Annotated in this window: 17 protein-coding genes and 1 pseudogene; 10 read left to right on the top strand and 8 right to left on the bottom strand. The window is 69.2% G+C overall.

The genetic code is table 11. The features are described 5' to 3' along the window. Positions 1 to 101: 101 nt before the first annotated feature. The 3 genes from ACIBNA_RS16770 to ACIBNA_RS16760 all read right to left on the bottom strand — a co-directional run bounded on the left by ACIBNA_RS16770 (position 102) and on the right by ACIBNA_RS16760 (position 3,287). Positions 102 to 2,327: an arylsulfatase gene (locus tag ACIBNA_RS16770; protein ID WP_399165947.1), complete on the bottom strand. Its 2,226-nt coding sequence runs from the start codon at positions 2,325 to 2,327 to the stop codon at positions 102 to 104. Then, positions 2,320 to 3,027, bottom strand: a complete 708-nt coding sequence (locus ACIBNA_RS16765) for a histidine phosphatase family protein (RefSeq protein ID WP_399165946.1) — start codon at positions 3,025 to 3,027, stop codon at positions 2,320 to 2,322. The genes ACIBNA_RS16770 and ACIBNA_RS16765 overlap by 8 nt, the downstream gene beginning before the upstream one ends. A gap of 113 nt (positions 3,028 to 3,140) precedes the next feature. Further along, entirely contained in the window at positions 3,141 to 3,287 is a 147-nt protein-coding gene (locus tag ACIBNA_RS16760; RefSeq protein WP_399165945.1) for a hypothetical protein, read from the bottom strand. Between the two features lie 89 nt (positions 3,288 to 3,376). Between ACIBNA_RS16760 and ACIBNA_RS16755 the strand changes: the two are divergent. After that, a pseudogene (locus ACIBNA_RS16755) lies at positions 3,377 to 3,775 on the top strand (dihydrolipoyl dehydrogenase); the annotation flags it as partial. A 173-nt stretch (positions 3,776 to 3,948) separates the two neighbouring features. On the opposite strand, the gene ACIBNA_RS16750 reads toward ACIBNA_RS16755, so the two are convergent. The 5 genes from ACIBNA_RS16750 to ACIBNA_RS16730 all read right to left on the bottom strand — a co-directional run bounded on the left by ACIBNA_RS16750 (position 3,949) and on the right by ACIBNA_RS16730 (position 8,591). Next, positions 3,949 to 4,917, bottom strand: coding sequence for a bifunctional riboflavin kinase/FAD synthetase (locus ACIBNA_RS16750; protein WP_399165944.1), 969 nt, complete (start codon positions 4,915 to 4,917; stop codon positions 3,949 to 3,951). A 516-nt stretch (positions 4,918 to 5,433) separates the two neighbouring features. Continuing rightward, a complete protein-coding gene (locus ACIBNA_RS16745; protein WP_399165943.1) occupies positions 5,434 to 6,315 on the bottom strand; it encodes a formylglycine-generating enzyme family protein in 882 nt (293 codons plus the stop codon). Positions 6,316 to 6,442: 127 nt separating this feature from the next. After that, positions 6,443 to 8,038, bottom strand: coding sequence for a sulfatase (locus ACIBNA_RS16740; protein ID WP_399165942.1), 1,596 nt, complete (start codon positions 8,036 to 8,038; stop codon positions 6,443 to 6,445). Then, complete coding sequence (locus ACIBNA_RS16735) at positions 7,987 to 8,319, bottom strand: hypothetical protein (protein WP_399165941.1); 333 nt, start codon at positions 8,317 to 8,319, stop codon at positions 7,987 to 7,989. Before ACIBNA_RS16735 ends, ACIBNA_RS16740 begins: the two co-directional genes overlap by 52 nt. Continuing rightward, positions 8,316 to 8,591, bottom strand: coding sequence for an alcohol dehydrogenase catalytic domain-containing protein (locus ACIBNA_RS16730; RefSeq protein ID WP_399165940.1), 276 nt, complete (start codon positions 8,589 to 8,591; stop codon positions 8,316 to 8,318). The genes ACIBNA_RS16735 and ACIBNA_RS16730 overlap by 4 nt, the downstream gene beginning before the upstream one ends. A gap of 72 nt (positions 8,592 to 8,663) precedes the next feature. On the opposite strand from ACIBNA_RS16730, the gene ACIBNA_RS16725 reads away from it, so the two are divergent. The 9 genes from ACIBNA_RS16725 (at position 8,664) to ACIBNA_RS16685 (ending at position 20,543) form a co-directional block, all read left to right on the top strand. After that, positions 8,664 to 10,112, top strand: coding sequence for an aldehyde dehydrogenase family protein (locus tag ACIBNA_RS16725; protein WP_399165939.1), 1,449 nt, complete (start codon positions 8,664 to 8,666; stop codon positions 10,110 to 10,112). An 11-nt stretch (positions 10,113 to 10,123) separates the two neighbouring features. Further along, a complete protein-coding gene (locus ACIBNA_RS16720; RefSeq protein ID WP_399165938.1) occupies positions 10,124 to 11,323 on the top strand; it encodes a PucR family transcriptional regulator in 1,200 nt (399 codons plus the stop codon). A 231-nt stretch (positions 11,324 to 11,554) separates the two neighbouring features. Then, positions 11,555 to 12,577 (top strand): alcohol dehydrogenase catalytic domain-containing protein, encoded by a 1,023-nt coding sequence (locus ACIBNA_RS16715; protein ID WP_399165937.1) that lies wholly within the window; start codon positions 11,555 to 11,557, stop codon positions 12,575 to 12,577. Continuing rightward, complete coding sequence (locus ACIBNA_RS16710; RefSeq protein WP_399165936.1) at positions 12,574 to 13,953, top strand: amidohydrolase family protein; 1,380 nt, start codon at positions 12,574 to 12,576, stop codon at positions 13,951 to 13,953. Before ACIBNA_RS16715 ends, ACIBNA_RS16710 begins: the two co-directional genes overlap by 4 nt. A 451-nt stretch (positions 13,954 to 14,404) precedes the next feature. After that, on the top strand, positions 14,405 to 15,487 hold the full coding sequence (locus ACIBNA_RS16705; RefSeq protein ID WP_399165935.1) for a BMP family ABC transporter substrate-binding protein: 1,083 nt from the start codon (positions 14,405 to 14,407) through the stop codon (positions 15,485 to 15,487). A 292-nt stretch (positions 15,488 to 15,779) separates the two neighbouring features. After that, positions 15,780 to 16,871, top strand: a complete 1,092-nt coding sequence (locus ACIBNA_RS16700) for a BMP family ABC transporter substrate-binding protein (protein WP_399165934.1) — start codon at positions 15,780 to 15,782, stop codon at positions 16,869 to 16,871. A gap of 29 nt (positions 16,872 to 16,900) precedes the next feature. Beyond that, on the top strand, positions 16,901 to 18,457 hold the full coding sequence (locus tag ACIBNA_RS16695) for an ABC transporter ATP-binding protein (RefSeq protein ID WP_399165933.1): 1,557 nt from the start codon (positions 16,901 to 16,903) through the stop codon (positions 18,455 to 18,457). Next, positions 18,454 to 19,632 (top strand): ABC transporter permease, encoded by a 1,179-nt coding sequence (locus tag ACIBNA_RS16690; RefSeq protein WP_399165932.1) that lies wholly within the window; start codon positions 18,454 to 18,456, stop codon positions 19,630 to 19,632. The genes ACIBNA_RS16695 and ACIBNA_RS16690 overlap by 4 nt, the downstream gene beginning before the upstream one ends. After that, a complete protein-coding gene (locus tag ACIBNA_RS16685; protein ID WP_399165931.1) occupies positions 19,629 to 20,543 on the top strand; it encodes an ABC transporter permease in 915 nt (304 codons plus the stop codon). The genes ACIBNA_RS16690 and ACIBNA_RS16685 overlap by 4 nt, the downstream gene beginning before the upstream one ends. Positions 20,544 to 20,577: the final 34 nt, after the last annotated feature.

The raw sequence follows: 20,577 nt of genomic DNA, 5'->3' as shown, positions 1-20,577 counted from the left end.
CCGCGGTGGTCTTCGGGGCGTGGCGGCTTGGCCTGACGGAAGGGTGAGGGCCTCCCGCCAGGCGGGTTCGAGTTGCGCTCGGACAAGCAGTTGACACACCGTCAGTCGGCGGCAAGCCACGAGGCCATGAGGCCGCCGTCTTCCGTCAACGCCGCGCCGAGGTCGAGATCGAACCGCACCTGACCGAAGTGGCCCGAGTACGCCCGACCGGCCGTCGGCACCGAGACCACTGGCGCCAGCGGATCGCGCCCTACGCTGAGACCGTTACCGCCTGTGTAGTACGGCACTACACGAGCGATTGTCGCGCGTACCGGTGCCAGGTCGGGCGTGGACAGCTCCACGCCGGCGCCGCCGGTGTCGGCGGGACGGTAAGTGACATTCAGATCGAGGGTGCCGGTCGGCAGCGGGCCCAGTTCGAGGGTGTCGTAGACCTCACCGAAGTAGTTGAAGTCCAACCGCGCTGATCCGTTGATCATGTGCAGCACGAATCCACCGAAGGTGCCGCCGAAGGAGAAGATCACCCCTTCCTGGTCGACGTAGTCAGTGAGCTTCGTCGACATCGTCCAGGTCGTTCGAAGCAGGGCGGGGACGGCCGATTCGGCGATCCGCTCGGCCCCCTGGTAGTAGACGAGCGTGGGCTGCGGGTCGGGGCGCGCCGAGCGCTCGACGAAGCGGTCGTCAAGTGGCAGCACACCGAACCGGTGCGCCTCGCGCCACCACGTGTCAACCATGTCCTTCAGGCGCTCGGGCTCTTGGGCAGCGAGGTCGTTGACCTCGGAGAAGTCCGCGTCGAGGTGGTAGAGCTCCCACTGGTCGTCGGCATAGTCGACGCCGACCTCGTGCAAAGTGACGGCTTTCCAGCCGTTCTTGTAAAGGCCCCTGTGTCCGCCCATTTCGAAGTACTGGGTGCGCTCGGACGCCGAGGCCCGGTCTTCGGCCGCAAGTGAGAACGGCACACCGTGGATCGGAATCTGGTCATCATCGGCAGGGACGCTGACCCCTGCGACCTCGAGCAGTGTTGGTGTGACGTCGATGGCGTGCAGGAAGGCGTCGTGCACCCGGCCGACCTCGCCGGTGTGGCCCGGCCAGTGGACGACGAGCGGAGCGCGGACGCCGCCGCCGAAGGTGTAGTGCTTGTACAACTTGCACGGCGTGTTGCCGGCTTGTGCCCATCCTGTCGGGTACAGCGGATAGGTCGTGGGCGAGCCCAGCTCATCGATGCGCGCGGCGGAGGTGTCGTCCACCGGCGGAAAGTCGTTCAGCGCGATCAGCTCGTTCCAGGTTCCGGACTCGCCGGCCTCCCCGGAAGCGCCGTTGTCCGACACGACCATGACGAGGGTGTTCTCGTCCGCGCCGAGCGCGGCCAGCCCATCGAGGAATCGGCCGATCTGAGCGTCGGCGTGCTCGATGTAGCCGGCGTAGACCTCGGCGTAGCGCGCCATGAGCTGTTTCTGTTCCGCCGTGAGGTCCTCCCAGCGCTGCACGTCCGGGTTGGGTTCCGGCAGTCGGGTTCCGGCAGGTATGACACCGGTGGCGAGCTGACGCGCGAAGACGCGTTCCCGTTCGACGTCCCAGCCGTCGTCGAACCGCCCGCGGTACTTGCTGCGGTACGGCTCGGGTACCTGGTGCGGTCCGTGGCCGGCGCCGAACGCCAGGTACGCGAAGAAGGGGCGGTCGGGATCTCCGGAACGGTGATCAGCCACCATCTGCAGCGCAGCGTCGGCCAGGTCCTCACTGAGGTGATAGTCCTCGCGCGGCGGGTCAATGAAGTGGTTGTCCCGCACGAGATTGGGGCGGTACTGGTCGGTCTCGCCGCCCAGGAACCCGTAGAACCGGTCGAAGCCCTTGCGGAGGGGCCAGTGGTCGAAGGGACCCGACGGCTTCAGCGCCTTCATCGGAGTGAGGTGCCATTTGCCGATCGCGTAGGTGCGGTAGCCGGCCTGCTGGAGGAGGGAGGGCAGCATCGGTGCACGGTCCGACACGCATTCCCGCCCGTTCGGAAAGCCCGACGGGAAGCCGGCGAGCATGCCCATACCGACCGAGTGATGGTTGCGCCCGCTGAGCAGGCACGCTCGGGTCGGCGAGCACAAGGGCGTGACGTGCAAGTTGGTGTACCGCGTTCCCGCGAACGCGAGCCGGTCTATGGTCGGCGTCTCGATGGTGGATCCGAAGCACCCGAACTGCGCGAATCCCACATCATCGAGGACCACCACCACGATGTTCGGGGCCTCTGTCCCCGGGTGAGCCTCCGGCGCATGCCAGGGCGTCGACTCCGCGACCGTTTCGCGGATGAGGCCAGCAAATGCCGGCTCGAATTCATTACCCATTCTTTTGCCTCATTTCTGCACGATCTTTCCGAACCTGGTATCCGGACTCTTGACGATGGCAGGCGGGACCCGATCGATTGAGCATGCGCCCGTAGAATGCGCCGCCCACGTAGCTGTCGAGGATGGACAGCGACCCGGTATGGGCGTGGAATCGGAAGACCTCGTCATGCGGCGTGCCGAGGGCCCGACGCAGCAGGTCCTTGCGACACAACCACCAACCATTGACCGGCGCGGCCATCGACGATCCGGCAACGGCCCGGGCGATCCGTTCCGGGAGGGAGGCGAACGGCTCGCCACCGGGCGGTGCGGCGTCCTCGGCGTTCGGCCAGCCGGTCAGCGCTTCGGGCCACCGGCCGTCGCCTCGTCGAACGTCAATCCCTCCCTGAAACCGAAGTCCGTCTCGAGCCCGCCATGCGCGTCCACTGCGACGCCGACCTCGGCGGCAGGCCGCCGCCGTCTCGCGAGCCCGGCGCAGTGGCGCGCTGATGATCGTCTGCACCGGCCCGTACTCGCGCAGGTGACGGGCCGGCGCCGTGGCCGGCAGCGCGCCGGTGGCGTCCAGCGGCAGCTCGTTGTGCCCGGAGAACCGGCCGGCCTGCGAGTACTCGGTCGCGCCGTGCCGGGCGAGTGGCAGCCGACTCGGCGGCCCCGCGTAGGGAGCCCAGCGCGTTCGGATGGCTTCACGCTCGACGTCGGACATCCGGCACCTTTCATAAAACGAGATGCTGTCTCGCGTAGCAATACGGACGCATGTTAGCGCAGAGCACCCAGCCAGCCAAGGGACGTGAGAATGCTCGGACGCCCCTGGTGTCGTCACCAGACCCGCTTCGCTTCCGCGCGCCGCAGGAGGGGCCGGCTGAACGCGTCGAGCCGCAGTTGCACGCCGCGGGCCTGCTCGTCGCCGAACGTGATCCCGACGGCGCAGTCGAACCGACCGGGGTGAGCCCGGCGATCCCGCATCTGCCGGGCGTCGCTGATCGTGGAGGCCGGAGTCGTCGCACTGGACCTCCGTCCCGCACATCTACGCCGTCGGCGACGTCGTCGGCCCGATGCCGGCCCACAAGGCGGTGCACGGGGGCCGGGTCGCGGCGGAGAACGCGGCGGGTAGGTCGAGCGCGTTCGATGCCATGGTGATCCCCAGCGTGGCCTGCACCGACCCCGAGATCGCATGGGCGGGGCTCACCGAAACGGCGGCGAAGGAAGCGGGCATCGCGCACCGGACGGCGACGTTCCCCTGGGCGGCGTCAGGCCGCTCGCTCTCGCTCGCCCGTGACGAGGGACTGACCAAGCTCGTCGTCGAGGAGAGCACCGGCCGGATCCTCGGCCGCGGGATCGTCGGGCCGTCATCGGGCGACCGGATCTCAGAGGCAGCACGGGCGATGGAGATGGGCGCCGTCGCCGCCGACGTCGGGCTCACCGTGCACCTGCACCCCACGCTCTCGGAGACGCTCGGACAGGCGCCCGACGTGTTCGAGGGCACGACTCCTCCAGCGGCTGACCAAGCGCGTGCCGGAGTCCGCCCTGGTGGCGGGACCACGGAACATCCCGGCCGACGTCGGCCCCGTGGACATCACTGCCATGGTGCCTGCCGGTCCGCCGTTCCCGTCCCGTCACCCGGGCTCTACTTCGGCCGGTCCGAGACCGCCTCGTATGCCTCGATGAGCTCCCGTGCCCGCTTCACGTCGTCCGCGATGGCCTCGAGGAGGGCCTCGATCGAGTCGAACTTCGCCTGCCCGCGGACGAAGGCGAGGAAGTCGACGGCGACGTGCAGGCCGTAGAGGTCAAGGCCGACGCGGTCGATGACACAGGCCTCGACGGTGCGTTCCGTGCCGTCGAAATGCGGGTTCATGCCGACGGAGATCGCGGCGGGCATCGTCTCGCCCTGGGCGTGCAGCCAGCCGGCGTAGACACCGTCCGCGGGGGTGGCGGTGTGCGGCAGCGTCTCGACGTTGGCGGTCGGGAAACCGAGCTCGCGACCGCGCCGACCACCGCGGACGACGACGCCCTCGACACGGTGCGGACGGCCCAGGACCTCGGCGGCGCCCTCGACGTCGCCCTCGGCGACGAGGCGGCGGGTCAGGGTGGAGGAGAAGGGCTCGCCGCCGCCGGCCTCGCCGCGCACGAACAGGTCAACGACCTCGACCTGGTAGTCGTACGTGTGGCCGAGCTCGGCGAGGAAGGCGACGTTGCCGGCGGCCTTGTGTCCGAAGCGGAAGTTGGAGCCTTCGACGACACACTTGGCATGCAGCTTCTCGACGAGAACCTTCACGACGAAGTCCGCGGGCGACAGCTTCGAGAACTCGGTGGTGAACGGGATGATGAGCAACACGTCCACGCCGAGTTCGGCCATCAGTTCCGCACGCCGGTGGTGCGGGGCGAGCAGCGGGGGGTGGCTGCCGGGACGTACGGCCTCACTGGGACGCGGGTCGAACGTGACGACGACGGAGGGGATGCCGAGCTCCCTGGCACGGTCCACCGCACGGCCGGTGATCAGCTGATGTCCGCGGTGCACACCGTCGTAGGATCCGATGGTGACGACGCTGCGCCCCCAGTCCTGGGGTATGTCCTCCAAGCCATGCCAGCGCTGCACTGTGACCACTCCTCGAACCTGTGTCCGTGATTTCCGGGTTTCCATGCTTGTTTGCTACGCGGATCGCAGGTCTGAGAGAGACTGCCATGTCGCCTGGCCGCGGGTGGCGGCATCGGTGTGACCCGAGCGCGCCAGGGGGCTGCTGGGCCCGGGCGCCGGAAGGCGCTGGTAGGGCCGGTGCCGGGCGGGTCCGCGTGACCGGCGAAGCCGGCCGGTCATGGCCTCAGCCGAAGACCGCCGGCCAGGCTCTTCGCCTTGCCCTTTGCGCTCTCCCTGCCTGCCATGAGGCCACGCGCTCCTCGTCGTCCCCGGGCACGGTGTGGAAGACGGGTATCCGCCGGTGCTCGACCTCCGCCGCGCTCAACGCCGGCGGCCGTCCTCCACGTCGCGGCACACCCGGTGTTCGCTCCGGCGCTGCCCTTCCGCGACAGTAGGGCCGGGGACTCGCCGGTGTTGTCACACGAAGCCCACCCACCCACCGCGCGGCCGGCCGTGGTGCATCGCCGTCCGCGGGACTCACAGGTCCGCGGCGACGCGGAAGCCGACGTTGCCGCTCGAACTGTCGGGGTCGTTCCCGGTTCGCGCGGCGACGCGGTAGCGGTTGCAGTACGAGGCGTGGCACAGGTAGGAGCCGCCGCGCATCGCCCGGCTGGTGTGGGCCGGATCGAATCGGTCGGCGCACCATTCCCACACGTTGCCGGCCACGTTGTACAGCCCGAACCCGTTCGGCTCGTAGGCATCCACCGGGGCGGTGCCCGTGTAGCCGTCTTCAGCGGTGTTGTGCACCGGAAAGCGGCCCTGCCAGATGTTGCACCGGTGCTGCCCGCCGGGGGTGAGTTCGTCACCCCACGGGTAGCGTGCCTGGTCGAGCCCGCCGCGTGCGGCGTACTCCCACTCGGCCTCGGTGGGCAGGCGGCGTCCGGCCCAGACGCAGTATGCGGTGGCGTCGTTCCAGGATATGTGCGCGACCGGGTGGTCCCAGCGTCCTTCCAGGTCGCTGCCGGGCCCCTCCGGTGTTGCCCAGTAGGCCCCGGACACCCCGCACCACCAGGGTGTCTGCTGCGGGCGTGGTGAGATCTTGCGGAGGTCGCCGGGCAGGAACTTCGCGAACACGTAACTCCACCCGTACCGCTCGGCATCCGTGCGGTAGCCGGTCGCGGAGACGAACTCGGCGAAGCGCGCGTTGGACACGCAGTGCGTGTCGATGGCGAACGGCGCCACGGTAACCTCGCGCACCGGGCCTTCGCGGTCCTCGGGAAACCCGTCGGAGTCGTCGGTGCCCATCCGGAAGACCCCGCCCGGCAGCTCGATCAGCGCACCGCTGTCGCGCCTGTCCGTCGGCACTCGCCGGGCCTGCCCCTCATGGCCTCCGCGCCCCGGAGGACAACATCCCGCCATCTCGCCACATCTCCCTTTGCTTTCCGTCCATCCGACCGTGACGGCCCTCCACCAGCCGGGTTGGTGTTGCTCGACCACTCTTGGCGGGTAGCCCGAGTATTCGATATGCGCGCCAAGGAAAGGTACATCAGTCGACTGGGCCGACCGGGACCTCGACGATGCCATAGTGCTGATACCTTCTGGGATTCTGCTGGACAGTCGGCTGTCCACCCCCGATAATAATTTCGAAGTTCTTGAGTTGCGGGTCGCTTGTTTGCCTCATGTGTTCCAGCAGTGTGCGCTTCATTTCCAAGGATCGATCATGCATGTCGGGCCGGTCAATGATGTTGATCCGCTGACCTGGGTCCTCTTCGAGATCATAAAGCGCCAGGGGGACACCGTGCGTATATTGTTTCACCCTCTTCGCCAGCGCCGGATCGCTTGCAGCTGCCGCCACAAGGGCCTTGTAGGTCAAACCGGTCACGGCATCGGTGTACTTCATCATGAAGCTGCCGTCCGACCATGGCGTGAAGATCATGAGGTATCTGTGATCCTGTATGCCTCGCATGGCATAGTTCGTGCCATTGTATTCCGTGTTCATGTACGTCAAGTTATAGTCCCGGACTGACGTCACCTGTCCGTTTATCATCGGGACCCAGGACTTTCCGTCGATGTTGTCCGGTGTATCGATGCCGAGAAGATCAAGCACGGTCGGCAGTATGTCAATATTTGAGGTCAGCGCATCGAACGACCGCGGGGCATCCATGCCGGGCCATTTGAGCAATGCGGGCGTGAGCGTTCCACTGCTGTAACAAGTGCTCTTGGCGAACGGGAATGGCATTCCGTGATCGGAGACGAACAGTACGATCGTGTTGTCTCTCTCTGGACTGTCGTTGAGCTTGGACAATACGTTGCCGACTGCGATATCCAGCCTCTGAACGCTGTTGCAATATTGCGCCAGCTCGGTGCGAATATCCGGAAGATCTTCGAGATGCGGAGGAATGACAACCTCCTCCGGGCGGATCTCGTGCGGTATGTTGTAGGGGCCGGTCTGGTTGTCGTCCTGTGCGTTCGCCTCGGAGCTGCCGTAGAACGGACGATGAGGGTCGGTGATGTTGCAACTGATGAAGAACGGCTTGTTCTGGGCGCGCGCCGCGTTCATGGCCTCATCGACGCGGTCAGCGATGAGAACGGGATTTCTGTCGTCCCATGTCAGGGGATCCCCGTCCCGCCCGCCGCGTTCCCAGTCCCAGGTGAAGCGGCCGGGTGGCTGCATATGCTGAATCTTGTTGATGCCTGCAGTGAAATAACCATGATCCTGCAGAATCGTGGTGAAGGTCGGAATCTCGCTGTCTATGGCCGTGAATCCGATCCCTCCACTCCGGTGCGGGACCATGCCCGTCATCATCGCTTCCCTGGACGGCTGGCATATGGGCGCTGCCGTGCGGGTGGCCACGAACCGGTGAGACCCTTGAGCCAATGCGTCCAGGGTGGGCGTTATGTTCACGGGGTTTCCCATGAAGCCTGGCATGGAGCCATCCATGTCATCGGCAGTGATCAACAGGAAGTTCAAGCGATCGGCCTGCTTGGGCACCACTCGCTTCAAGTTCGCCGCCGCAGCTGTAGCCGAACTCATGTCGACTTCCTGCCGGTCCATCTGGATCCACCATCCTTCGAGTTGTTGCGTTTGGTCTATCGAGCTGAGCACCGTGCCCGGCGGCGAGCCGCCGCCCGCCGCCGACATCCGACGAACTCGCCGGTGGCCTGCACGTTCAACCAGCTGACCTTTGGAGCGTTGGAGGCCTCGCGCACCGAGCCGATCGTTACGGCGATGGTCGGGGGCTCGCCACAGACGGGCGGATAGGAGCGGAACGGTGCGACGTCGCGCCCCGCGGGACCGTCGGTGGAGATCATGGCGATCGGTCGGGGGGCGACGGACGACCGGCCGAGGGCGTGGGTGTTGAGCTCCCGCCCCTGGTGGGCCACCACGGTGGAGCCGTCGGGCCGGCGGCCGGAGAGGTTCACCGCGTCGAGGCTGCGGCGGCAGGCGGGCGAGCCGGTGAGGCACAGCGAGCACGTGCGGCCTCCTCGACGTCCCCCCACTCTTCTTGCCCGAGCAGCGCGGGCGTGGGGAAGAAGGGGTCGACGAAGTCAAGGTCGGTGCCGCAGATGTCGACGGTGGCGACGCGGACGAGCACGTCGTCCGGGCGGGGCTCGTCCAGGTCCACCTCGGTCAGGACGAACGGCTGTCCGGACGGCTGTCCGGGTTGCTCCAGCAGAGCGGCGGTGGCGCGCACAGGGCCTCCTCGAGGCTCACAAAGCGAGACCGCATATTGACATGCGTGACAGGGTCGGTCAAGGTTCGCCCTATGGCGGCTGTTGACTTCCCTTCATCCCAGCACTTCATCAACGGCGAGTGGGTTGCGGCCCGCGACGGCGGAACCCTGGACATCCTCGATCCGGCTACCCAGCAGGTCATCACCAAGGTGGCCCGGGCGGGCGCGGACGATGTCGACGACGCGGTCGTCGCGGCGCGCCGCGCCTTCCCTGCCTGGGCGGCGACCAACCCGAGCGAGCGCGGAACGCTGATCCGGCGCTGGGCCGACCTGATCATCGCCGAGGTCGAGGCCCTCGCGGCCGTCGAGGCCCAGGACGTGGGCAAGCCACTGTCCGGGGGCCGGACGAACATCTATATCGCTCACGGCATGATCGACTACTTCGCCGGCGCGGCCGACAAGCTCACCGGAGTCACGCTGCCCACCCGCAGCCCCGACTACCTGGGCTACACGGTGCACGAGCCATACGGCGTGTGCGCCGTCGTCATCCCGTGGAACGTTCCCTCCATACTCACGGCCGCGAACGTCGCGCCGGCGCTCGCGGCGGGCAACACGGTCGTCCTCAAGCCGTCCGAGATCGCGCCGCTGGCCCCGTTCGCACTCGTCGAACTCGCCCGCCGCGCCGGGTTCCCGCCGGGGGTGATCAACGTCGTCGCGGGCCTCGGCCCCGAGGCGGGCGTCGCACTCACCTCGCACCCGGACGTCGATCACATCAGCTTCGTCGGCTCCACCATCACCGGGCGGACGATCATGGCGGCCGCCGCACAGAACCTCGTCCCGGTCAAGCTGGAACTCGGCGGCAAGTCGCCGAACGTACTCTTCGCCGACGCGGACCTCGACACGGCGATCCCGGCGATCGTCGCCTCGATCACCGAGAACGCCGGGCAGAACTGCTACGCGGGTTCCCGGCTGCTGGTTCAGGCCTCCGTGCACGACGAGGTCGTGGAGCGGATCGCCGCCGCCATGGCCGCGGTCAAGACGGGGCCCTGGGAAGCGGACCTGGACATGGGGCCGCTGGTCAGTGCCGCGCAGTTCGCCCGCGTCAGCGGCTTCCTCGAGGACGCGCCCCGCGAGGGGGCACGGCTGGTCACCGGTGGCGCACCCACCGGCGACGGGTGGTTCGTCCGGCCGACCGTGTACGACCGTGTGGACGCGGGCATGCGCGTCGCCCGCGAGGAAGTCTTCGGCCCGGTTCTCGCCGTACAGTCGTTCCGCGACACCGCCGAGGCGACCGAGCTGATGAACGCGACGGACTTCGGCCTGCTGGCCTGCATCTGGACCAACGACGTCTCCCGGGCACTGCGGCTGGCGAGGGACGTCCGCTCCGGACAGGTGGCGGTCAACCAGTTCCATGACGCGGGAGTGATCGGATTCCCGTTCAACATGCAGAAGGACAGCGGTTTCAGCCGGGGCGGCGGCTACGCGGCGCTGCGCGAATACACCCAGGAGAAGGGCGTGGCCATCCGGCTGCTGGCCCGCTGAGACTGGACACCATGGCTACCACTGCCGGAGCGTGGTCCGGACCGGCCCGGGAAGGACCGGGGCCGGACACCGATCCTGCCGTGCTGGAGCGGGAACTGACCGAGGCCGTGCTCGCCGGCGCCGCCCGCTCGGACGTGCTCCACGTGCTTCTCCGGGCGACCGGCCGGCATGTGCGCCTGCTGTCCGCCGAGGGCGGGCCGCTGGCGACCACCGATGGCGGTGCAGGCGTGCCGGCCGCGGTGGCGGCCGGGGTGCTCGCCGGCGTGACCGGACCGGTGGTCGACACGCTCGACGGGCTGTCGGCCACGGCGCTGCCCGCGCGCGCGGGGACGACGGTGGCCGGTGTGCTGCTGACGGTGGGTCCTGGCGATCCGCGCGTGCAGGCGCTGGCCGGGGCGGCCGTCACCGCGCTGCTCATCGACGCCGTGCGCGCGGGAGACGAAGCCGCCGAGGTCTCGCCGCAGCACACACCGGCCGACGTGGTCGCCTCACTGCGGTCCGGGACGGTGAGCCCTTCGATGTGCGCGGCGGCCGCGGCACTGGGGATCGACCTGCAGCGACCGCCGGCCGGTGCCGTACTGCACTACGGCGGCTCCCGCCTGCGCGCCTGGTCCACCGCTCTCGCCTGGCTGGAGCACCCGGTGCAGCAGGAGGGGCGCACAGCGTGGACGGTGGTGCAGGACGAGGCTGTGCTCGCCCGCCTGCACAACCGCCTGCTGCTCATGACCGGCGACGAGTGCGCTGACCACGTCGTCGCGGCGAGCGGCTCCCACACCGACTCCGCCACAGGCCTGGCCCGGTCCTTCACCGAGGCCGAAAGGCTGCTCGGCCTGGCGCGGACCCAGCGCGTCCCACTGCTCACCTTCGACCGCTGCGGGGTCGTCCAGGTGCTGTTGCCCCTCCCGCCCACGCAGCTCGAGGCGTACGCCGAGGCGCACCTCGGGCCGATCCGGCAGCGTCCGGAGCTGATGGCGACTCTGCGTGCCTGGCTGGCCGAGAGGGGCAGCCGGCAGAGCGTCTCCGAACAACTCCACCTGCACCGCAACTCGGTGGGCTACCGGGTGCGCCAGATCAAGAACCTCCTCGGCACGGACCCCTTGCTTCCCGCCGCCTCGGCGGAACTGCACCTGGCGCTCACAGCCCTGGACCTGCTCGCAGCCGACGACCAGCGGCTGCGTGGCGACGACGAGCCGATGTCTGCCGGACTCTGAACCGGTATGCGAGGCGCCGCCGCGCGGCCCGGCGGCGCCTGCCTGTGCACCCGCCCTCACCTGCCCCAGCCTGCCCTGTGAGCCTTCCGGGCGGCCGAAACGCCGACGAACCGAAGACGTAACGCAGGAGCGTTGACACCACCGGTCGGCGGAGGCAGAGTACCTCGCAATACGTTCCACCGCCTCGCAATGCGAGACGGATAAGAGTTGGGAGGCTGCGCGGTGCGAGCCATGGTGCAGACCGATTTCGGCGGGCCCGAGGCCATGTTCCTGCAGGATGTCCCGGAGCCGCTGTGCGGACCGTGCGACGTTGTCGTCGAGGTCGCGTACTGCGGACTGAACCGCCTGGACCTGCAGCAACTCAAGGGGCCGGCCGTGATCCCCGGTTTCCGCCTTCCGCACGTGCCGGGCATGGACTTCGCCGGAACGGTGGTGTCCACCGGGTCCGCGGTCAGCTCGATCGTCCCCGGTGACCGGGTCATCGCCGACCCCACTCAGGGCTGCGGCAATTGCCCGCACTGCGCGGTGGGCGATCGTGCGTACTGCGTCAGCCCGCGCATCCTCGGCGCCAACGTCCCCGGCGCGCTGGCCGAATACGTACTCGTGTCCGCGGAATCGGTCGTTCCGGTCCCCGAGTCCATGCCGCTCTCCGCGGCCGTCACCCTCCCCACCGCCTTCGCGACAGCGTGGTACGCGGTGCACACAGTCGGGTCACTCGCCGCCGGTGAGACACTCGTCGTGCACGCGGGCGCGAGCTCCGTCAGCCTGGCGGCCATCGCGCTGGCCAAGCGGGCCGGTGCTTCGGTCGTCGCGTTCGCCAGCAGCGACGAGAAGCTGGCTGCGGCCGGCGCGGCCGGTGCGGACCTGGTACTGCGCAACGGGGACCCGGACGCGGTCAAGACGATCACGGCCTTCACCGACGGCGCCGGAGCGGACCTGGTCCTGGACCACGTCGGCACCGACACCTGGCGCACCTCACTGGACTGCCTCGGCATCCGCGGGCGCCTGCTCCTGATGGGCAGCACCAGCGGCGACCAGGTGTCGTTCTCGCTCAGGGAGGTCTTCCACCGAGGCCTCAAACTGCTGGGCGTCGGCGGGTACACCTCGGCCGACTTCGTCGCCGCCACGTCAGCCTGCTTCGCCGACGGCCTGCGCGTGCCCACCGCCGCCCGGTTCCCGCTCCAGGACCTGGCCGACGCCTGGGACGTGCTCAGCGCCCGCGACACCATCGGGAAGGTCGTGATCGAGCCATGACCGACCTGCTGATCGTGGGTGGCGACGTCGTCACGATGGACTCCGAGCGCCGGGTCCTGACCGGTGCGACGGTCGCCGTGTCCGGGGACAGCATCGCCGCCCTCGGCACGGCTGGGGACCTGCGCGCCCGCTTCCCGGGCGCGCGGGAGATCGACGCGTCGGGCTGTGTCGTGATCCCCGGCCTGGTCGACGCCCACCAGCACACGACCGTCGACCCCCTCGTGCGCAGCATGATCCCGGACCACATCGGCTCGCAGGAGGCGATATTCGACTGGATCGTCCCGCTGCACGTCCGCGCCGACGGAGACGACGACGAACTGGCCGCGACCATCACCGCGGTCGAATGCCTGTCCCGGGGCATCACCACGGTGCTCGAGCCGGGCACGGTGGCCTACCCGGAACGAGTCGCCGAGGGGCTGGGTGCCGCTGGGATCCGCGCCCGGGTCGGCGGCTGGGGCTGGGACGCCGAGGGCGTACCGTTCGGTGCCCCCGCCGACGAGGTGCTCTCCAGGCAGGAGGACATCGTCCGGTCCCTGCCGGTCACCGGGCCGGTCACCGGGTGGGTGACGCTCGTCGGCCACGACCTTGCCAGCGACGAGCTCTTCGCCGGAGCGGCGAGCCTGGCCGAGCGGCTCGACGTCGGACTGACCTGGCACGTCTCGCCGGGACCCGCCGACATCGAGGCCTACGCCCGGCGCTGCGCGCGCCGGCCGGTGGTCCATTTCCGTGACCTGGGAGTCCTCGGCCCGCGCCTGCTGCTGGGGCACGCCGTGTGGCTCGACGACGCGGAGGTCGACGCGATCCTCGAGACCGGTACCGCGGTCGCCGCCTGCCCGGGGGCCTACCTGCGTCTCGCCCAGGGATACACACGCGCCTCCCGCCACGCCGAACTGGTGCGGCGGGGCGGCCGGGTGGCACTGGGCTGCGACGCGCACAACGCCGGCGACGCCCCGGACGTCCTCCTGGCCGCCTACCTGTTCGCCGGCCTCGAACGCGACCGCGACCTGCCCGAACCGGTCCGCGCCGAGCAGGCGTTCGCGCTCGCGACGATCGACGGCGCCCGGGCGATCGGTCTCGGCGACCGGATCGGCTCCCTCGAGGTGGGCAAGGCCGCCGACATCGTCGTGCTCGACACCGAGGACCCCGCCTGGGTGCCCCGCGGCGACCTCGCGCGCCAGCTCGTATGGGGCCACGTGTCACGCACCGTCCGTGACGTGCTGGTCGACGGCCGCGTGGTCGTTCGCGACCGGCGACCGACCGGCGTCGACCTCGAGGCCGTCGCCGCGGCTGCCGCCGAGCGGTCTGCCGCCCTCCTGCGGCGCGCCGGTATCACTCCCCGCCCGGCCTGGCCTACCGAGCCGGCAGCCAGTCAGTAAAGGAGACCGGCCGTTGAATGTCACCGACATATCCGGGATTTCGCCGGCGCGGACGCAGGACCTGCTGTCGCAACCGGTGGCACCGCGGCCGATCCCGACCGGCACCACGCTCGACCCGGAGCCGGGGTGCAATGTCACGCCGTACGGCTACTGCCCGCCGGTCAGCGGTCCACCACTGCTGATCGCGGTCACCGTCGGTGCTCAGCGGCAGGACACCCCGAGCCGAAGGACACCTGGCGCACCATCGGTCGCACCGGCGAGATCGTCGTGCGGTCGGGCGGATGAGTTACCCGCCGCTCCTGGCCACGGGTGAGGAGTCCCTCTCCCACCGGAGCCGTTTCTCCTGCGCCGAACTCAACCGGGCCGGCTGACCCGCTCGACCGGCCACCACTTCCCCGATGCCACCACCGCCTCGACGCAGCGGTGCCACCCAGTGAATGGAACAACGCTCATGACCACAAGAGGCACGCTCTGGCGTCGTCGGGCAGCGGCCGGCCTCGCCCTGGCAGGAGCCCTCGCGCTGTCCGGTTGCGCCGGCAACGCGGCGACGGCACCCAAGGCGACCGACCAGGCGAAAGGCCCGGCCCTGAAGGAGCCCGACGTCAACGGCGACGGCAAGGTCGTCATCGGAGTCCTCAGCCCCGGCGACATCAACGACCACGGCTACTACCAGAGCTTCGTCGACTCCGCGGACGCCTACGCCAAGAAAAAGGGCTGGACGATCATCAAGCGCGGCAGTGTCTCCACGACGGACGGGCTCAGCGCGGCACGCGCGCTGTGCCAGCAGCACGTCGACCTGGTCGCGCTCGGTGCGACTGAGCTCAAGAGCGCCATCCCCGCCTCCGAGGAACCGGTCTGCGCCAAGACGGCCTGGTACATGCCGGCGGCGGCGGGCGTAGTCACCCAGACCCCGAAGATCCTGCTGTCCACCGACGATCCCAACCAGAGCCTGCTCGCCGCCGGCTATGCCGCGGGCCTGAAGATGAAGGCCGCCGGCATCACCAGGGCCGGGTTCGTCACCGGCAACAAAGCCTCCTTCAGTGTCCTCGCCGCCAAGGCCTTCCAGGCCGGGATCCGGGAGGTCGTCCCGAAGGCCACCGTGACGAGCACCTACACCGGCGACTTCAACGACTCGGCGAAGGCCAAGGAGGCCATGCAGGCCCAGATCAGCCAGGGCATCAAGGTCATCTACCCCTACCTGGGCGGCGCGACCGATGCCGCGACGCAGCTGGCGAACGCGAGCGGCGTGATGACCCTCACCCCGGGCACCGACCGGTGCGCCTCGGCCAACCCGAAGTTCGACATCTCGGTCATCTTCAACCCGGGTGACTACTTCCTCGCCGCACTGGAGGAGTTCGCCAAGAACAACCTCAAGATGGGCACGACGCGCGTGTGGCAGCTGGGCGTCGACCCCTACCCGACGGTCAGGATCTGCGACCCCAAGGGCGACGAGGAGCAGAAGCTGGCGCAGTTCATGAAGAAGATCGGCAGCAAGGAGATCGACCCGGCGGCCGAGGTCAAGCGCCTCGGCTGACGTGCCGAGATCCACGAGGAAGATCGGCTGACACTCACCGTCCATGACGTGCTGGTCGACGGCCGGGTGGTCGTCAGCGACCGGCGGCCGACCGGCTTCGACCTCAGGGCCGTCACCGCGGCTGCCGTCGAGCGGTCCGCCAACGCTCCTGCGGCGCGCCGACGCAGCACGCCCCGCCCGGCCTGGCCGACGGCGCCGGCGGGCGCGGAAGCCACTGTCCATCGGCCACCACTTCCCCTGATTCCACCACCGCCTCGACGCGGCGGTGCCACCCAGCGAACGGATCACAGACATGACTACTGCAAGCACCCTCCGACGTCGTCGGGCAGCGGCCGGCCTCGCCCTCGCGGGAGCCCTCGCGCTGTCCGGTTGCGCCGGCAACGCGGCGACGGCACCCAAGGCGACCGACCAGGCGAGCGGCGGAAGCAGCCCGGCGCTGAAGGAGCCCGACGTCAACGGTGACGGCAAGGTCGTCATAGGTGTCCTCAGCCCCGGTGACATCAACGACCACGGCTACTACCAGAGCTTCGTCGACTCGGCGGCGGCCTTCGCCAAGGAAAAGGGCTGGACCATCATCAAGCGCGGAAGCGTCGACGCGAACGACGGGCTCAGCGCGGCACGCGCCCTGTGCCAGCAGCACGTCGACCTGGTCGCGCTCGGCGGGACCGACCTCAAGACCGCCATCCCGGCCTCCGAGGAACCGGTCTGCGCCAGGACCGCCTGGTATGTGCCGGCGGCGAAGGGCGTTGTCACCCAGACTCCGAAGATCCTGCTGTCCACCGACAACCCCAACCAGACCCAGCTCGCCGGTGGCTACGCCGCGGGCCTGAAGATGAAGGCCGCCGGCGTCACCAAGGCCGGGTTCGTCACCGGCCCCAAGGCATCCTTCAGCGTCGCCGGCGCCAAGGCCTTCACGGCCGGGATCCGGGAGGTCATCCCGAACGCCAAGGTGCTCGTCACCTACACCGGCGACTACAACGACTCGGCGAAGGCCAAGGAGGCCATGCAGGCACAGATCAGCCAGGGCGCCAAGCTGATCTACCCCAACCTGGGCGGCGCGACCGACGCCGCGACGCAGCTGGCGAACGCGAGCGGCGTGATGACCCTCACCCCGGGCACCGACCGCTGCGCCTCGACCAACCCGAAGTTCGACATCTCGGTGATCTTCAACCCCGGTTCCTACTTCCTCGCCGCACTGGAGGAGTTCGCCAAGAACAACCTGAAGATGGGCACGACGCGCGTGTGGCAGATGGGCGTCGACCCGTACCCGACGGTCAAGTTCTGCGATCCCAAGGGCGACGAGGCGAAGAAGCTGGCGGAGTTCATAAAGAAGATCGGCAGCAAGGAGATCGACGCGGACGCCGAAGTCAAGCGCCTCGGCTGACGTGCCGACACCGACAAGGAAGATCAGCGATGACATCGACGACCTCAGCGGTTCCGGTTCTTGAACTGCAAGGCATCACGAAGTCCTACGGATCCGTGACAGCCTGCGACGACGTCGACCTCATGGTCGACGCCGGCGAGATCCACGGGCTCCTGGGTGAGAACGGGGCGGGCAAGTCCAGTCTGATGAAGGTCCTGCTCGGGCTGGTCCGGCGGGACTCCGGCACCGTCCTGGTGCGCGGTGAGCAGGTCGCGCTGGACAGCCCGCAGGAAGCTGCCGAGCTGGGCATCGGCATGGTGCACCAGCACTTCAGCCTCATCAACAGGCTGACCGTGTGGGAGAACGTGGCACTCGGCGACACCGGCAAGGTGAACAAGCAGGCCATCTGTGCCGACATCACCGAGGTCTCCGCCCGGTACGGACTGCCGATCGACCCCGAGGCGCGCGTCGACGCGCTCTCGGCCGGCCAGCGGCAGCGGGTCGAGGTGATCAAGTGCCTGCGGCGCGACCCTCAGATCCTGATCCTGGACGAGCCGACCTCGGTGTTGACCCAGGCCGAGTCGGAGGAGTTGTTCGCCGTACTCCGCCGCGTGGTGCAGGAGGAGGGACGCGCTGTCATCCTCATCAGCCACAAGCTCGCCGAGATCACCCAGGCCACGGACCGGGTGACGGTCCTGCGCAAGGGCCGCGTCACCCACCGGACGGTCACCGCCGAGACCACCGCGTCAGAACTCGCCAAGCAGATGGTGGGCCGGGAGGTGTCGCTGGGCGAAGAGGCTGCCGCACTCGGCATGCTGCCGGTGCAGACCACGCACACCGGCAAGGGCGAAACCAGGGACCGGCAGCCGGCTGTCCTGCGCCTGGACGGACTCACCGTCGAGGAAGGCGGCGTCAAACTCCTCGACGGCGTCGATCTGACCGTGGGTGCGGGCGAGATCGTTGCCCTCTACGGCGTCGAGGGCAACGGCCAGGCGACGCTCGGCGACGTCCTGTCGGGTCTTGTCGCACCCACCGCCGGGACCATCGAGGTCGCCGGGCAAAGCGTCGAAGCGACCCGGCCCGGTGCGCTCACGAAGGCCGGTCTCGGCATCGTGCCGGAGGACCGGCATCACAGCGGCGTCGTTCTCGATATGAGTATCGCCGAGAACCTGGCGATGAAGTCGCTGCCCAAGGTCAGTGGCCGTTTCCTGGTGCGGCGGGCCGCGATGCTCGCCGAGGCGCGCCGCCTCGCGGACGAGTTCGACATCGTCACGCCCTCACTGGACCTGCCCGTGCGCAGCCTCTCCGGCGGTAACCAGCAGCGGGTCGTACTCGCCCGGGAGCTGTCCGGTGGCACCCGCGTCCTGGTGGCCGCGCAGCCCACCCACGGGCTTGACGTCGGCGCCATCGAGAGCATGTATTCCCGGCTGCGCAAGGCAGCCGCGGACGGCGTCGGTGTGCTGCTCATCTCCACCGAATTCGAGGAAGTCATGGCCCTTGCAACCTGGATGGCGGTGATCTCCTCCGGGCGGATCACCGGACGCCTCCCCGTCTCGGAGGCGACCCCCGAGCGGCTCGGCATGCTGGTCGGCGGTGAGGCCGCATGAGCGCCGCCTCGCTGACGGGACCGGACGAACTCGCCCGTCGCTTCCTCGCCCGGCTCGGGCCGGGGCGCGGTGGCTGGACGACCACGGCCCTGACCGTCCTGCTCGTGCTCGCCGCCGCCGGTGTGTCCGCGCTGCTCCTCGTACTGACCGGTCTCTCGCCGAGTGCCGCGCTGGACGCGATCTGGAAGGGAAGTCTGGCCAACGCCGGCGGATGGACGACCACGCTGCTCAACGCGGCGCCTCTGCTGCTGGTCGCGGTCGGTATGTGCATCTGCACGACCACCGGCACGGTCAACATCGGACAGGAAGGGCAGGTGCTCATCGGCGGTCTGGCCGGAGCCTGGGTCGGGCTGCGGTTGGCCCTGCCCGGCCCGATGCTGGTCGTCGTGGTGATGATCGCCGCGGCGGTCGGCGGTGGCATCTGGGCCGGGCTCAGCGCTCTGATGCACCGTTACCGCGGAGTCAACATCGCGGTGAGCACCCTGCTGATGTCGTTCGTCGCCGTCCAGCTCGTCTCGTTCACCGTCGGGACGCCGTGGTTGCTGCAGGAGACCGTGAGCGCCTCCGACATGGCCGACGCGCAGTCCAACCCCCTGCCGGCCAACGCCCAGCTCGCCACCTTCGGGCAGTACCCGTCGCTGCAACTGAACGCCGGCCTGTTCCTCGCGCTCATCGCCGCTGTCGGCGTCTTCATCCTCCTCACCCGCAGCCGCTGGGGCTTCCAGGCGCGCATGGTCGGACTCAATCCGCTGACGGCCAAGCACGCCGGTGTCCGGGTGGGCGCGGTCAGCGGCCTCACCCTGGCGGTGTCCGGCGCCCTCGCAGGGCTGGCGGGCGGCCTGCTCATGGCCAGCCCGATCGGCACCAACCGGCTGACGGGCGGCCTGTCGGACAACGTCGGCTGGGACGGTCTGCTCGTCGCGCTCGTCGCGCGCAACCGGCCCCTGGCCACGATCCCGGTGGCGTTCGTGTTCGGCGTGCTGCGAGCGGGCGGCAACTTCCTGTCGACCACCGGTGTGCCGTACTACCTCGTCGACATCGTCAAGGCGCTGCTCGTCCTCGCGTTCGTCGCGCCGCCCGTCCTCGTCGACCTCGTGCGCCGGCGTCGCGGTGCCGCGCCGAGCACGGCGCGCCCCGTGCCCGTTGTCCCGACCAAGGTGAAGGCAGCCTCGTGAGCGTTCTTGATGACACCACAACCATTCTCTCCAGCGGTGTCCGGCTGACCGTGCCGCTGGCGTTCGCCGCCTGCGGCGAGTACCTGGCCGAGCGCGCCGGCACGATGAACATCTCCGTCGAGGCGATGATGCTCGGTGCCGCGTTCACCTCGGTCGCCACCGCCAGCGCGTCCGGCAGTGCCACCATCGGCCTCGCGTCCGGCATCGTGGCCGGACTGATACTCGGCTTCGTGCACGGCAACCTCTCCCACCGGGCGCAGATCAACACCTTCGCGGTCGGCCTTGTGCTGAACGCGCTGCTGCTCGGGCTGACGAGCTACCTGATCACCACGCAGCAGTTCGTCTCGCACCAGGTCAGCGTGCTGTCGATCCCGCTGCTCGAGGACATCCCGCTCATCGGCCGGCCGCTGTTCTCCCAGCGCTGGCCCGCCTTCCTCCTGTTCGCGCTGGTGCCGCTCACCTGGTGGCTGGTGGAGCGCAGCCGCTGGGGCCTGGAACTGCGGGCGGTCGGGGAGAACCCGCAGGCCGCCGACGTCACGGGCATCAAGGTGAACGTGCGGCGCCGACAGGCCCTGCTGTGGTGCGGCGCGCTGTCCGGTCTCGGTGGCGCGTACCTCGCGATCGGCGAAGTCGGATCGTTCAACCAGGACATGACCTCGGGGCGCGGATTCATCGTCATCGCCGCGGTGATCTTCGGGGCGTGGCGGCTCGGCCGGACCATGCTCGGCTGCCTGCTGTTCGGCCTGTCCGACGCGATGCGCCTGGCGCTCCCCGCGCTCGGTTTCAGCCTCAACCCCGAAATGCTCGTCGCAGCCCCGTATCTGCTCGCGCTCCTCGCCATGGTGCTGTTCACCACCCAGCACCGGCAGCCCGGCGCGCTCTGTCGGCCCTTCTATCGCGGGTCGACCTGACAGCCGCGATCCGGCGAGGGACGGATACCCGGCA

The organism is Streptomyces sp. NPDC050164, from assembly GCF_044459945.1.
Classification (GTDB): domain Bacteria; phylum Actinomycetota; class Actinomycetes; order Streptomycetales; family Streptomycetaceae; genus Streptomyces; species Streptomyces coeruleorubidus_A.
This window is presented reverse-complemented; position numbering and strand designations above follow the sequence as displayed.

What these genes read in the sequence shown, in the direction of transcription:
- ACIBNA_RS16770 (WP_399165947.1), bottom strand. Translation starts at nt 2,327, where the DNA reads ATGGGTAATGAATTCGAGCCGGCATTTGCTGGCCTCATCCGCGAAACG.
- ACIBNA_RS16765 (WP_399165946.1), bottom strand. Translation starts at nt 3,027, where the DNA reads ATGTCCGACGTCGAGCGTGAAGCCATCCGAACGCGCTGGGCTCCCTAC.
- ACIBNA_RS16760 (WP_399165945.1), bottom strand. Translation starts at nt 3,287, where the DNA reads ATGCGGGATCGCCGGGCTCACCCCGGTCGGTTCGACTGCGCCGTCGGG.
- ACIBNA_RS16745 (WP_399165943.1), bottom strand. Translation starts at nt 6,315, where the DNA reads ATGGCGGGATGTTGTCCTCCGGGGCGCGGAGGCCATGAGGGGCAGGCC.
- ACIBNA_RS16740 (WP_399165942.1), bottom strand. Translation starts at nt 8,038, where the DNA reads ATGTCGGCGGCGGGCGGCGGCTCGCCGCCGGGCACGGTGCTCAGCTCG.
- ACIBNA_RS16725 (WP_399165939.1), top strand. Translation starts at nt 8,664, where the DNA reads ATGGCGGCTGTTGACTTCCCTTCATCCCAGCACTTCATCAACGGCGAG.
- ACIBNA_RS16720 (WP_399165938.1), top strand. Translation starts at nt 10,124, where the DNA reads ATGGCTACCACTGCCGGAGCGTGGTCCGGACCGGCCCGGGAAGGACCG.
- ACIBNA_RS16715 (WP_399165937.1), top strand. Translation starts at nt 11,555, where the DNA reads ATGGTGCAGACCGATTTCGGCGGGCCCGAGGCCATGTTCCTGCAGGAT.
- ACIBNA_RS16710 (WP_399165936.1), top strand. Translation starts at nt 12,574, where the DNA reads ATGACCGACCTGCTGATCGTGGGTGGCGACGTCGTCACGATGGACTCC.
- ACIBNA_RS16705 (WP_399165935.1), top strand. Translation starts at nt 14,405, where the DNA reads ATGACCACAAGAGGCACGCTCTGGCGTCGTCGGGCAGCGGCCGGCCTC.
- ACIBNA_RS16700 (WP_399165934.1), top strand. Translation starts at nt 15,780, where the DNA reads ATGACTACTGCAAGCACCCTCCGACGTCGTCGGGCAGCGGCCGGCCTC.
- ACIBNA_RS16695 (WP_399165933.1), top strand. Translation starts at nt 16,901, where the DNA reads ATGACATCGACGACCTCAGCGGTTCCGGTTCTTGAACTGCAAGGCATC.
- ACIBNA_RS16690 (WP_399165932.1), top strand. Translation starts at nt 18,454, where the DNA reads ATGAGCGCCGCCTCGCTGACGGGACCGGACGAACTCGCCCGTCGCTTC.